The sequence below is a fragment of the Rhodococcus sp. 05-2255-3B1 genome (genome assembly GCF_002258545.1).
Classification (GTDB): Bacteria; Actinomycetota; Actinomycetes; order Mycobacteriales; family Mycobacteriaceae; genus Rhodococcoides.
On sequence record NZ_NOZC01000035.1, the window covers coordinates 102,077 to 115,744 of the forward strand.

General features: G+C 65.9%; 6 protein-coding genes. 3 read left to right on the plus strand and 3 right to left on the minus strand.

Features of this window, described 5'->3' with window-relative positions:
* The first annotated feature begins 22 nt into the window (after positions 1–22).
* From CH249_RS19885 to CH249_RS19895, 3 genes are all read left to right on the plus strand, one after another.
* Complete coding sequence (locus CH249_RS19885; protein WP_094683586.1) at positions 23–2,632, plus strand: IniB N-terminal domain-containing protein; 2,610 nt, start codon at positions 23–25, stop codon at positions 2,630–2,632.
* Positions 2,633–2,780: 148 nt separating this feature from the next.
* Positions 2,781–4,589 (plus strand): dynamin family protein, encoded by a 1,809-nt coding sequence (locus CH249_RS19890; protein WP_032396078.1) that lies wholly within the window; start codon positions 2,781–2,783, stop codon positions 4,587–4,589.
* Entirely contained in the window at positions 4,586–6,046 is a 1,461-nt protein-coding gene (locus CH249_RS19895; RefSeq protein WP_032396077.1) for a dynamin family protein, read from the plus strand. Before CH249_RS19890 ends, CH249_RS19895 begins: the two co-directional genes overlap by 4 nt.
* A gap of 1 nt (position 6,047) precedes the next feature.
* On the opposite strand, the gene CH249_RS19900 is transcribed toward CH249_RS19895, so the two are convergent.
* From CH249_RS19900 to treS, 3 genes are all read right to left on the minus strand, one after another.
* Positions 6,048–10,637, minus strand: a complete 4,590-nt coding sequence (locus CH249_RS19900; protein WP_094683587.1) for an EAL domain-containing protein — start codon at positions 10,635–10,637, stop codon at positions 6,048–6,050.
* Positions 10,638–10,723: 86 nt separating this feature from the next.
* On the minus strand, positions 10,724–11,272 hold the full coding sequence (locus CH249_RS19905) for a hypothetical protein (protein ID WP_094683588.1): 549 nt from the start codon (positions 11,270–11,272) through the stop codon (positions 10,724–10,726).
* Between the two features lie 39 nt (positions 11,273–11,311).
* On the minus strand, positions 11,312–13,492 hold the full coding sequence (gene treS, locus CH249_RS19910) for a maltose alpha-D-glucosyltransferase (RefSeq protein WP_094683589.1): 2,181 nt from the start codon (positions 13,490–13,492) through the stop codon (positions 11,312–11,314).
* Positions 13,493–13,668: the final 176 nt, after the last annotated feature.

The window sequence follows — 13,668 nt, forward strand, 5'->3', positions numbered from 1 at the left end:
CCCCTCGTCAAGGAGACCCACGATGGCTACCAACGCCGTACTCGATTTCATCCTCAGCCTGCTGCGCGACGACCAGGCCGCAGCCGCCTACTGCGCCAATCCCGAGACGACGCTGGCCGCCGCGGGACTCGGCGACGTCACTCACGCCGACATCGTCGCGGTCGCACCTCTGGTCGCGGAGTCGGGACTGTTCGCCGGTGCGGGCAGCCAGCTCTCGGCCATCCTGGGTGCAGGCGGGTCGGCGGGACTCGACGGCGCACTCGCCGGAGGCGCGAGCCTCGGTGGCGGACTGTCGGCCGGACTCGGATTGGCAGCGGGCGCAGTCGCAGGCGGCGGACTCGCAGCGGGCGGCAGCCTGACCGGTGGAATCGACGTCACCGGTGAGATCGCTGCTTCCCTGCAGGCAGCACTCGCAGCAGCGTTGGCCGTCGGAGGCCAGATCGGTCTCGAGCTCGGCACTGCCTTCGGCGGCGCACTCGACGCCCTGATCGGTGCAGGCGCAGGTATCGGCGGCGGGCTCGGCGGCGGCGTGGATCTGGACCTCGACGGTCTGCTCGGCGGAACCGTCGGACTCGGCGCTGCACTGACCGGACTGATCGGAGCAGGCGCAGGCATCGGCGGCGAGATCGGCGGAGACATCGCCGCACAGCTGCAGGCAGCACTCGACGCCGCGATCGGCGCGACCGGTGCCGTCGATCTCGGCGCACTGGCCGACATCCAGGGCGGCCTGGCCGGCGCACTCGGTGCGGTCTTCGGAGTCGGCGGAACCATCGGTGCAGAGCTCGGCGCTGCCCTCGGAGGAGTCTTCGACGCCGCACTCGGTGCCGGAGCCGGACTGGACATCGCCGGCGACCTCGGTGCCGCTCTGACCGCGGGAATCGGCGGCGCACTCGGCGGGCTGGGAACCATCGGAGCAGACCTGACCACCGACATCGGTGCCGCATTGGACGGAGCGCTCGGCGCGGGCGGCGCACTGGTCGGCGACCTCGCAGGCGGAGTCGGCGCGAGCCTGGGCGGTCTCTTCGCCGCAGACGGTGCCATCGCAGGATCCATCGGATCCGCGCTCGGAGCAGTCCTCGACGCAGGTGCCCTCGCAGACCTCGATGTCGACGCCCTGCTGGCCGCGGGCGGCAACCTCGGCGCAGTGGTCGGCGGCGCACTGGGAACCGCACTCGATCTCGACACCAGCGCAGTCGGGAGCCTCACCGCCGCACTCGACGCTGCACTCGACGGCACGATCGGAGCAGGCGCAGGCATCGGCGGCGGACTTGTCGGCGGCCTCGAAGGCGGAGTTGCCGGGGGCCTCGAAGGCATCCTCGGAACGGCATTCGGCGTCGGCGGAGCAGCCGGAGCCCAGCTCGGCACCGCCCTCGAATCGGTACTCGACACCAGCGCAGCACTCGACCTCGGAGCCGCACTCGGAGCCGGAGCCGACGTCAGCGCAGGACTCGTCGGAGCGATCGACGCAGCGGTTGCCGCCGGAGCAGACCTCTCGGGAACCGTCGAAGGAGCACTCGCCGGAGTCGGCGGACTCGGTGCAGACCTGTCGGGCGGCCTGGCCGGACTCGGCGGACTGGGCGCGGGCCTCACCGGAGGACTCGCAGGCCTCGGAAACGTCGGTGCCGATCTGACCGGTGGCCTGGCCGGCGTCGGGAACGTGGGTGGCGATCTGGCCGGTGGCCTGGCCGGCGTCGGAAACGTCGGTGCTGATCTGGCCGGTGGTCTGGCCGGCGTCGGAAACGTCGGTGCTGATCTGGCCGGTGGCTTGGCCGGCGTCGGAAACGTGGGTGGCGATCTGGCCGGTGGCCTGGCCGGCGTCGGGAACGTCGGTGGCGAACTGGCCGGTGGCTTGGCAGGCGTCGGGAACGTCGGTGCAGGTGTGGCCGGTGGTCTGGCCGGAGTGGGTGATGCAGGTGCGGGTCTGACCGGCGGCCTGGCCGGACTCGGCAGCCTCGGCGGCGGTATCGCGGGCGGAGTGGCGGGCGGAGTCGCCGGTGGCGTGGATGCTGCGGCCTCGGCCGGTGCCGGACTCGAAGGAGCCGTCACCGGTGCGGTGAGCGGCGGAATCGATGCAGCGGCGTCCGCAGGTGCGGGCCTCGAAGGTGCCGCGGGAGCTGCAGGCTCGGTTGCCGGTGGCCTCGAAGGTGCCGCGGGCGGAGTAGTCGACGCCGGAACCTCGGTGGGCGGCGAGATCGCGTCCAACGTCGGCGCAGGACTGGACACCGGTGCCTCGATCGGAGGCGACTTCGCGTCCACCGTGGGTGCGGGTTTGGATGCTGGTGCGGACGCTGCGGCTTCCGCGGGCGGCGGGTTTGATTCCGCTGCCGACCTCGGTGGCCAGGCCGCGGGCGGCCTCACCGGTGGCCTGCAGTCGGGTGTCGAGGGACTGGCAGACGCAGGCGGCAGCCTTTCCTCCGCGGCATCGGGATCGTTCGATCACTCCAGCTCGTTCGATTCCTCGGCTACTGCGAACGGCTCCGGCTGGTCGAGCGTCGACTCGGACGTCTTCGGTCAGGGCGAGACCGATTCGAGCCTGTTCAGCGACTCGAGCCTGCACGGTTCGGTGGACTCGGCAGCGGACTCCCTGGGACATGTGACCGTCGATCACGACTTCGACCCGACGCAGCCCTGATCCCCTCGCCTGCGGGCAGGCAATGACATGACTCGGCCCCGAGTGTTCCCCGGCACTCGGGGCCGAGTCGTAGCTAGAGTTCGTTCCTGGGCGTCAGTGGAGCCCGGGTACCGCGGAAGTCGACGAGAACGGTTGTGAGCACGAGCGTATGGACGGGCAATCTACGGAGCTGGCAGAGCTGCTGAGCCGAACCGCAGCGGTGGCGACATCGGCGGGAAGATCCGACCTGGTGGATCGAGTCGAGGCGGCGCGCTCGCGAGTGCTGGATCCACGTCGACGCATCATCGTGGTCGGACCGCTCAAGCAGGGCAAGAGTCAGTTCGTGAACTCGCTGCTCAATCTGACGGTGTGCTCGGTGGGAGACGACGAGACCACCGCCATCCCGACCGTGGTGTCCAATGCCGAGAGCCTGTCCGCGCAGCTCGTACTCGCCGATCCGGGCAACGAACCGATTCGAGTCGACGTTCCGCCCGAGCAGATCACGACGGTCACCCCGTCGAGTCCGCTGGCCCAGGGCCGTGAGGTGTTGCGCCTGGACATCGGGGTGGCGAGCCCGTTGCTCGCCGACGGGTTGGTACTGGTCGACACTCCCGGAGTCGGTGGGCACACGAATCCGCACGCGGCAGGCACATTGGGTCTCATTCCGTCGGCCGACGCGGTGCTCGTCGTGTCCGATGCCTCGCGCGAATTCACCGAGCCGGAACTGTCCTTTCTCCGGCAGGTGCAGGGACTGTGCCCGGCCGTGGCGGTGCTGATCACCAAGATCGACCTGTATCCGCACTGGCGGCAGATCGTCGAGGCCAATCGTGGACACCTGGATCGCGCAGGCATCGACGTGCAGATGTTGCCGGTCTCGTCTCTGTTGCGTTCGCACGCACTGCGTTTGAACGACGAGGAACTCAACGCCGAGTCCGGTTTTCAGCAGCTCTACGCGTTTCTGCGGGACGACGTGGTGGCCCGGGCGGATGTGCTGGCGCGCTCCTCGGTCTCGCTCGATGTCCGTTCTGTCACCGAACATCTGACGCTCTCGTTCGGTAGTGAGCTTGCGGCACTGAAGGATCCGGAGCGGGCAGCCGCGGCCGTCGCCGGGCTGCAGCGCGCCAAGGCCGCCGCCGAGGAGCTGCACAAGCGGTCGTCGCAATGGCAGCAGACCCTCGGTGACGGTATCGCCGATCTCGCCTCCGACATCGATCACGATCTGCGCGACCGGTTGCGGCGCGTCACCCGGGAAGCGGAAGAGACCGTCGACGAGGGGGATCCGGGCAAGGATTGGCCGCAGCTCGGCGAGTGGCTCGAGGAGCAGATCGCCGCGTCGGTGGGCGACAACTTCGTCTGGGCTCACGAACGGGCACTGTGGCTTTCGGAGTTGGTGGCCGAACACTTCGCCTCGTCCGGAGCGGCAGCGTTGCCCGATCTGGATCTCGGTGATCTCGACAACGTCCTCGATCCCGTCTCGTCCCTGGCCGATCTGGAATCCGGTCGTATCGGAATCACCCAGAAGGTCCTGGTGGGAATGCGCGGGTCTTACGGCGGTGTGCTGATGTTCGGCCTGATCACCACGTTCGTCGGATTGAGTCTGCTCAACCCTATTTCGATCGGTGCGGGCGTACTGCTGGGCACCAAGGCGTACAAGGAGGACAAGGAGAACCGCGTCAAAGCGCGGCGGTCCGAGGCCAAGATCGCGATCAGGCGATTCACCGACGACGTCAGCTTCCAGGTGGGCAAGGAGTCCAAGGACCGGCTGCGGCAGATTCAGCGAGTCCTGCGTGATCACTTCACCTCGATCGCCGAGCAGACGCTGCGCTCGCTCAACGAGTCGTTGCGCTCGGCGCAGGAGGCCGCCGCTGCCGACAACACCGACCGTGCCGCTCGCATCGCCGCGCTGGAGAAGGACATGCGGGTGGTGGCCGAACTGAATTCTCGGGCAGTATCTCTGGTCGAGGACGCTGCCGTATGAGCGTGGCGGCTCTCGCCCGGGCCCGCGACCTCATCTCTGCGGCACGATCGACGTACTCCGGTGATGCCGAAGCGTCCTGGATGCTCGACGAATGCCTGTACCGCCTGGACGAGCCGCTGCGGGTGGCCCTCGCGGGATCACTGAAGGCAGGTAAGTCGACGCTGCTGAATTCTCTCGTCGGGCAGGATATCGCCCCGACCGACGCCACCGAGTGCACGAAGGTCGTCACGTGGTACCGCAACGGCGTCACTCCCGCCGTCACGGCCTGGTACGACGGCGACCGAGCCGCGAACGTGCCGGTGCAACGGCGCGACGGGCGATTGACCTTCGACCTCGGGTCGTTGACGGCCGCACAGGTCGACCGACTCGACGTCGAATGGCCTGCAAGCGCTTTGGCTCAGACGACGATCATCGACACCCCCGGTACCTCGTCTCTGTCGCGAGACGTGTCGGCACGCACGTTGGCGATGCTCACGCCCGAGAACTCGTCGTCGGGTGCGGACGCCGTCGTGTATCTGCTGCGCACTCTCAATGCGACCGACGTGTCGTTTCTCGGTCAGATCGGCGCGCACGTGGGCGGCGATTCGGGACCGCTCGGTGTGATCGGCGTCGTCTCGCGAGCCGACGAGGTGGGTTCGGGGCGGATGGACGCGATGATGTCGGCCAAAGAGGTCGCGGCACGATTCGCGTCCGAACTCGAGGCCACCGGCCTGTGCCAGGCGGTGGTTCCGGTTGCAGGACTGCTCGCGCTCGGCGCGGAAACCCTGCGGCAGAACGAGTTCGCGGCCTTCGAGATGCTGGCGACCGTGCCCACCGAGGATCTGCAGTTGGCGATGCTCTCGGCCGACCGTTTCGTGCGCGCGGAGAGCACGCTCCCGGTCGATGCAGCGCTGCGGGCCAGCATCGTCGACCGGTTCGGGCTGTTCGGTATTCGGATGGCTGTGACGTTGATTCGGCTCGGGGTGCGCGATTCGCCCACGCTGGCTGCCGATCTGGTCGAGCGCAGTGGGCTCACCGAACTTCGGTCGGTGATCGACGTGCAGTTCGGTCAACGTGCCGACCAGCTGAAGTTGCATTCGGCTCTGGTTGCGCTGCAACGGATCCTGGAGTTCAGGCCGGAGTCTCACGCGCTTCGCACCGAGGCCGGCCGAATGCTCGCCGACGTGCACGGATTCGCCGAACTGCGTCTGCTCGGTCGATTGCGTTCCACCACACCGAAACTGCCCGACGGCGGACTGCTCGAGCTGCAGCGCATCATCGGTGGCTTCGGTATCGCTGCCACCGAGCGTCTCGATCTGCCTCCCGATGCCGGACGAGCTCAGCAGCGCGACACCGCGCTGGCGGCCGTGCACAAGTGGCGCGCATTGTCCGAGCATCCACTGCTGGACCGGTTCACCTCGACCTCGTGCGCCACGGCGGCCCGCAGCGCCGAAGGAATACTCGCGTCTCTGGCCTGATCTATCGGGCCGAATCGGCCGCGGCGATCCAGTCGATCGCCTGGCGTAGCGGCATCGGTCGGGCAATGTGATATCCCTGCGCCATGTCCACGCCCAGTGTGCACACGTAGTCCCACATCTGTTGGCTCTCCACGCCTTCGACGACGGTCCGTGCATCGAGCGCTTTCGCCAGTCGCACAGCGGCATCGAGAATGGCTCGGCCGCGCGGGTGACTCGATGCTCGCTGAAGCAGAGATCGGTCGATCTTGATGACGTCCGGTTCGAGTCTGTCGAGCAGCTCGAGGTTCGAGTATCCGGTGCCGAAGTCGTCGATGCTGATCTTTGCGCCGAATCGTTTCAGTATGCCCAGGGTGTCTCGGGCTCGACCGTGCTCGTCGAGCAATGCGGATTCGGTGACCTCGATGACGAGCTTGTCGAACCCTCCTGGTGGTGCCCAGGTGATGAGACGGTCGATCACGTCGCGTTCGTCGAGTTCGATTCCGGAGAAATTCGCGGCCACCTGTGGGCGGGTCTCACCGAGCTCGCCTTCGAGTAGGTTCAGATCCGCATCGAGCAACGTGAGAACGATCTTTCCCAACGCCCGGAGATGGCCTGTCTGAGTGGCGTGGTCGATGAACTCCTGAGCGGGAACGACGGCCCCGTTCCGCCGCCATCGGACCAGTGCCTCCAGCATCGTCACCCGGCCGGTGCTCACATCGACGATCGGCTGGTAGTGCAACTCGAAATCCTTGTTGCGGAACGCTTCTCCCAGCTCGTGGCGGATCGATGCCCGGTCGTCTGCGATCGCGTTCATGCTTGGAGCGAAGTACATGTGACGGTCACGGCCGCACTTCTTCGCTTCGTACATTGCCGTGTCGGCGTTGTGCAGCAGTGCGTCCGCAGTTGTGCCGTCGTCCGGACTCAGGGCGATACCGATCGATGCCGAGACGTACACCGTCGCGTCGACGAGGGTGATCGGGTTCCGTAAGTCCAGAAGAATTCTGTGCGTCAGGATCTCGAGGCTGTCCAGGTCCTCGCTTCGGGTCACGAGAACGGCGAATTCATCGCCGCCGAGACGACCGACGATGTCGTGTCGGCGTGCAGCCTGCTGCAATCGTGCAGCAACCGTGCGCAGTACGACATCACCTGCACGATGCCCGAAGCGATCGTTGATCTCCTTGAAGTCGTCCAGGTCGATCCACAGTGCAGCGACTCTCGTGGTCCCGGAATCCAGGAGTTCGGCGAGGCGTGATCGAAAGAACTGCCTGGTGAGCAGACCGGTGTGTCGGTCGAACTGTTCCCGAGCGGCCAGGTCGGCGCTGATTTCGCGTATCCGTGAGGTGTCGTGAACGATTGCAACCGAATGCGGTCCGGCAGGCGAATCGGATTTCACCGGTACGGCACGGAATTCGATACTGATCGGATGCGACGATCCATGTGCGTCGACGACCGTCCAGCTGTCGAACGCACCGTTGTCCGCCGGACCCGGTTCGATCTCGGGTGAAGGGGCCACGGCTCCGGCCCTTCGATCGATGAGCATCGACAGGCTCGTTCCGATCAATTCGTGTGGCTCGAATCGGGTGATGGCCGTGAAACCGGTGCTGATGGACAGTATCCGGTTCTCGCGATCGAGCACGACGATCCCGGCGGTGACCGTGCCGAAGAGTGCGTCGAGTACGGCACTCCGCTCCGCTGCCTGGTCCTCGAAGACTCGGCGGTCGGTGACATCGACGGCGCTGCCGATGACCAGTCGGTCGGCGGGGTCGGTCGTACGGACCGTGTGGGCAACTTCTTCGATCCAACGAATCGATCCGTCCGGACGGACGATGCGATACTCGCATGTCCAATCTTGTTCGGCAGCAGCAGAAACAGTGGCGACTCGGTCTCGGTCCTCCGGGTGCACGGTCGACAGAAGTAGCCGCGGCTCCGCCATGACCCTGTCGCGGTCGAGACCGTAGATGTCCTCGACGCGTGAGTTGACGAACGTCAGCGTGCCGGTGGCGTCGCGCTGCCAGACTATCTCGCGGATGGAGTCGGCAACGAGGTGAAAATTGCTCAGTGCGGCATCGCGAGCCCGCCTCGTGGCGCTGATCTCGCCGACATCGGTCACCACCACGATGACACCCCGCACGTCGCCGTCGGAACCCAGATAAGGCTGGGTCTGCAGAAGGTAATCGGCGTTGGCGCTGCTGATTTCGCGTATGCGCGACTGGCGATGTTCGAGTGTCGCGTTGAGGTCCTCCTCGAGGCCGGGGATCTCGACCGTGGAGGGAATGGCTGTGAGCGGTCGGCCTCGGTCCGCGTCGATCAACGAGAACAAGCGAACGGCGAGGGGAGTGAAGCGGGTGACGCGCAGTTCGCGGTCGATGATGATCAGTCCGCTGGTGAGCGACGACTGAATGTTGGTGAGATCGGAGTTGGCCTGTTGCGCCTCGTTGGTGCGCGCTTGGAGTTCTTGGTTGAGGGTCGTCAGCTCCTCGTTGGTCGCTTCGAGTTCCTCGTTGGCGGCCTGGGCTTCTTCGGTGGTGGCCTGTAATTCCTCCGAGGATGCCTGCAGCTCTTCGTTCATCGCCTGCAGTTCTTCGTTCGAAGATCCGAGGTCGGCGACGATGGCCTCCAGCGCCCGCTGCGTGGAGACGAGTTGTGCATTCATGTCCAGGACGGGTGTGGACGAATCCACCGTTCCGTGCTTGGGCGCAGACTCCTCGGCGCGGAACGACACGACCGTCCGGGTCGTGAACTCCGTCGATACCCGAGCGCCCGTGATGCGCACGCGATGTGCCTCGCCGGCCACCAATTCCACTGTTGTGGACTCGGTTTGACGCAGTCGACTGAGTAGCGTCCGCACCTTGAGGCGATAGGGCTCCCGGATGATCTCGGCCACCGCCCCGGTCTGTCTACCCTCGCCGACCGTGCACCATCGTGAGACGTCGCCGATCACCTCGATCAGTACATCGCGGTCGTCGACGATCAGCATCGGAGCCGAGGTGATCTGGAGTATGCGGCGGTATGGGAGTTCGGTGTCGGCGCGAGTCGGGCCTGTGCCGCTCGGGAAATTGGCCCCGCCGGCCGGTGGAGCTTGAAGGCGTCGAGTCACGGCGATGGACGGCAGGCGGCTCGAGTCGCCCCGCCGGTAGATTCGGTGTGTGTAGTCGGCCGCGGTGAACACGGCATCGACATTGGAGATTCGCTCCGACAAGCCGAGAACGACGAGCCCGTCCGGCACCAGGGCGTAGTGGCACAGATCCATCACCCGTGCCTGGAGGCGCGGCTCGAAATAGATGAGTGTGTTGCGGAGCGAGATCAGGTGCACCCGAGGAAACGGCGGGTCGTACGCCACATTGTGGCGAGCGATGATCATGCACTCGCGCAGTTCCGGGACGACGGCCCATCCGGCGGTGGACTGATACATCCATCGGTCGCGGAGCCGTTGTGGAACGGCCTCGACCTCGGTGGCGCGGTACTGGCCTCGCCGCGCGACGGTCAGCGCAGAGTCGTCGAGGTCGGTGGCGAACACCTTCAATCTGCTGCTCAGCCCACTCCTGTTCTCGGCACCATCGAGAGCATCGGCAGCCAACATCGCCATCGTGTAAGCCTCTTCTCCCGTTGCACATCCGGGTATCCACAGGCGGAGGGGTTCGTGAGCCGCCAGCGAACGGACCACGGTCTTCAACCGCAGTCCCACGCTCTCCCACACTGCTCCGTCGCGGAAGAACGAGGTGACACTGACGAGAATCGCTCGTGCGAGTGCACCGGCTTCGGCGGTATCGTCCGCCAGCGAGGCGGCATACTCGGCCACCGAGATCCCTTTACCGTGTCGACGACGCTCGATCTGTCGACTCAACGTCGAACGCTTGTAGCCCGAGTAGTCGATACCGGTGGCCAGGCGCAGGCACTCGACGATCGTCGCCAGATCTGCCGCGTCCGGATCCGGGGTGTCGGTCGAGACCTCCGACCGGGGTCGGTCCTCCGCCGCTGCCCCGTCCGTTGTGGGACCGGTCTGCTCGTCCGCAGGGCGCGCCGATCGCCCGAACAACAGGTCGTGCAGTTCGGTGCCGATGGACTCGGCAGGAGCGGTCAGATTCACCGACCCGGTGTCGAGGGTGGAGGTGGGCATCTGCTCGAATGCCGCGGTCGTCGGGTCCTGGACTGCAACGACCCCGCCGCCGTCGCGGATCGCGGTCGCCCCGGCGGCACCGTCACCGCCGCTGCCGGACAGGACCACGCCCACGGCGTCGGGGCCGAATTCCGAGGCCAACGACTGCAGCAACCGATCGATGTTCGGCCACGGTCGCTTCTGTGGACTGGGTTGCGGAAGTCGTATCGAGTCCTTCGCGACCACGATGTCCGAGCCGGGAGGCCCCACGTAGACGACCCCAGGTTCGAGTTTCGCTCCATCCACGGCGGCCACCACTGCCATCGTCGAGTGGTGCGAGAGAAGTTCCACCAGGGCACTGTCCTGATTCGGAGCTCGGTGCTGAGCCACGACGAAACACCAGGAAGCGGCGGCCGGAGCTCCGGAGAGTAACCGGGCGACCGCGTCCAGTCCACCGGCCGAACTGCCGACTCCGACCACCCGCAATCTGGGATGGCCATCGTTTCCGTCAACCATCGGCAGGCACCTTCCTGGACGTCGGCACCCACTCAACCACACGATGACCGGTACCGTATGTTCTTCGGACGCGCGGACGCGACTCGTCAGCGCCGGGGTGCGAGCGCGACGAGGGTGGTGGCCGCGGAGGTACCCGCGACGACGAACGGCCCCCAGTGCAGGACGCCACCGAGCAACGCGGGAGCGTCGGAGACGAACGTCGAGAACGTGATCGATGCACCGACGGTCAGGATTCCGACCGCGCCCATCAGGACCTTCGACGACGTCGCTGCATTGCGCAGTAGATTCAGTGCGACGAAACCGAGCAGCACGAGCACAGCCGCGGCGGCCCCGCTGGACAGCAGCGTGGCCGAGGCAGTGTTGCGGACGTCGGCCGCACTTGCTGTCGAATCTTGTTGCGCTACTGCATTTTCGACGCCGGAGAGCACAGGCTCCCAGTTCAGGGCGGCCGCGGCGGCCAACGCGAGAATCAGTGCCGCTGTCAGTGCCCACAGCGCATTCGCGACCTTCGGCAGTGCCGAGGAAGTGGGCTCCTGCCGTGGCCGCAGCGGTTCGACGGCGACATCGGGCCGCGGTGGTTGCGGACGGGGAGGGCGGGGCCTCCGCGATGTCGGGTCGTTCTGTTCTTCGGCCACGCGCAGGAGTCTATCCGTCGGCGGTGACGGGCTGCTGTCTCAGCGCAGCACCACCGGCACACCCTCGTACGGACGCAGGGTCATCGGGAAGCTGTTCAGCTCGTCCACGGTGGCGATCTCGTTGTCGTCGAAGACATCGACGGCGCATGTACCGGGCACCAGGTGCTTGGACTGGATGGTGGCACTGATCTCCTCGGACGAGAAGTTGAGTACCGTCGCTTGGATGGTTCCCTGGCTGAGCTCGTGCACCATGACCAGCAGGCCCTTGTGCGAGACCGTCGGAATGTCGATCTGCTGAGCGGTTGCGATTCCGAACCGCTTGCGCAACTCGATGATTCGCGCCAACTGGCGGGCGAACGACTGTGGGTCGGCCAGCTGCTCGGGGAGCGAGCCGTACAGGCTGCGCCCGCGGGGAATCCCCGACTCCGAGCGCACGGCCTCGGGGAAGTACCCCATCAGATCGTGTGCACCACGGTTGAGCCACCGAGTGTCACCTTCGCGGATGAGGTCGTCGACCTCGTCGGCGTCGATGGGCAGAATGCCGAGCAGATCCCAGCCCGACAGGGCGAACACGCCCGGCTGCAACGCGTTGTACATCGCCAACAGCAGGTGAGCCCGCTTGACGGTGTCGATGTCTCGCTCGTCCATGCGGTCCAGATCGCGGATGCCCAGCGATGCGGTGATCACGCTCGCTGTGGTGCAGGCGATTCCGTTGGTGGTGAACGTTCGGTTGTACGGTGCCCACCGTCCGGTGAGTCGATCGGTCAGCTCACCGCGAATACGGTCGCCCAGATCGCTGCCCTTGACCGCCTCGCCGCCGTAGGTGAACTCGTCCTCGGCGTGCAGGGTGGCGAAATGGATGAGCTCGAATGTCATCTCGTCGTGGTTCTGCAACGCGTGCACCAGAGACGCCGTGTCGACGCCGTGATCGCGGGCCAAAGTCATGGTGAGCCTGAGGAATTCGGTGTTCCCCATGACGAGGGCATGCTGATATGCCGGGCGGTTGATGAAGTCGTACGACAGATCGGCTCCGTTGGCACCCATGGCCTTGATGTCGTCGATGGTCAGGTTCAGCTCCTGGAAGGTGAACCCGCCCATCTTGCGCACCACGCTGGCGATCAGGTGGTTCGCTGCCTCGGACAGTGGATGGCCCTCGGACCAGCCCGGTCCCTCGGCTCGACGCTCCACACCGAGAAAACCGTTGGCGTCCAACCGCAATGCGCCTGCACCCAGATCGGCGATGGAATGGCATGCGTCGCCGATCACCAGTCGCATTCCGGCGAAGGAGGGATCGAGCCAGTTGATCGACGGCTGACCGGCCTTGAAGTAGTGCAGGTACACCCAGCGACGTTCTACGCCGTCGATACCGACGACGGGAGGTGTTGCGCTCCAGTTGGTTTCCTTCACGCCGAGCTCGTAGAAGATGACACGCTGCAGCTGACCGATGATGTATCCGGCGCGGGCGAGATTGGCCTCGGCCTCGGCGTCGATGTTCTGAGAGTCGGCACCGGCCCGCACTCGCGGCAGCAGATGCCAGTCCTGCGGTTCGATCTCGACCATGTGGTAGATGCCGGGGTAGTCGGCTACGGCCATCTCGGCAAGTCTGAAGTCCGCGCCCTTGCCGGTATGGCCGGGAACGATGTCGTCGATCACGATGCCGTCGTACGCCGAGGCCACCACGCACAGGCGTCGGAACTCTTCTTCCGATCCGAATGCGGGGTCGATCTGCATGCCGATCCGGTCGAAGTGTCCGTCGACCGAGGGGGTCGGACGCCAACCGTGGATACCGCCTGCCACCTTCACCGGGCCGGTATGCACTGCGGTGACACCGATTTCGGAGAACGCCTGCCACAGCTTCTCGTCGCCGAGAGTGCTCAGGAAACTCGTCTGTGGGGCGTTGATCACCGAGATGGGATACGCGGTGAACCACACCGGTGCGCGCTCGACGGCGGCGCGCGGATCGGGGTCGGCATACGGGTTCTGCCACATGCTGCCCTTGCCCGAGAGTTGCTCGGCGATCAACTTGGCATCGCGCAGCATCGACTGTTCGGTGAGCCAGTCCACGTACTCGGGGTTCGACGCCACCGGTTCGCTGTCGGGAGTGGGGCTGTTGCTTCGGTTGGCGCGACGCACCGAGGGTCGAAGTGGTTTCGGCCGAGCCGGATAGAACTTCTCGTCGTAGGTGATCTCGCTCGGTTCGTGCTGCACTTCGGGATCCATGTGCCTCCGTAGCCTCGCTTTTCCTCAACCCTACGTAGGGCGCGGCCGATCCGCAGGGTTGTGGTTCCCCTGATCGGTGAGCGGTGAAACCTGGCTCGCCGACCGGTGAAACCTACGCCGAACTACACGGATGTGATTCGTCAGGGGCCCTTTCCTTCGATATGCGAACGTCATCG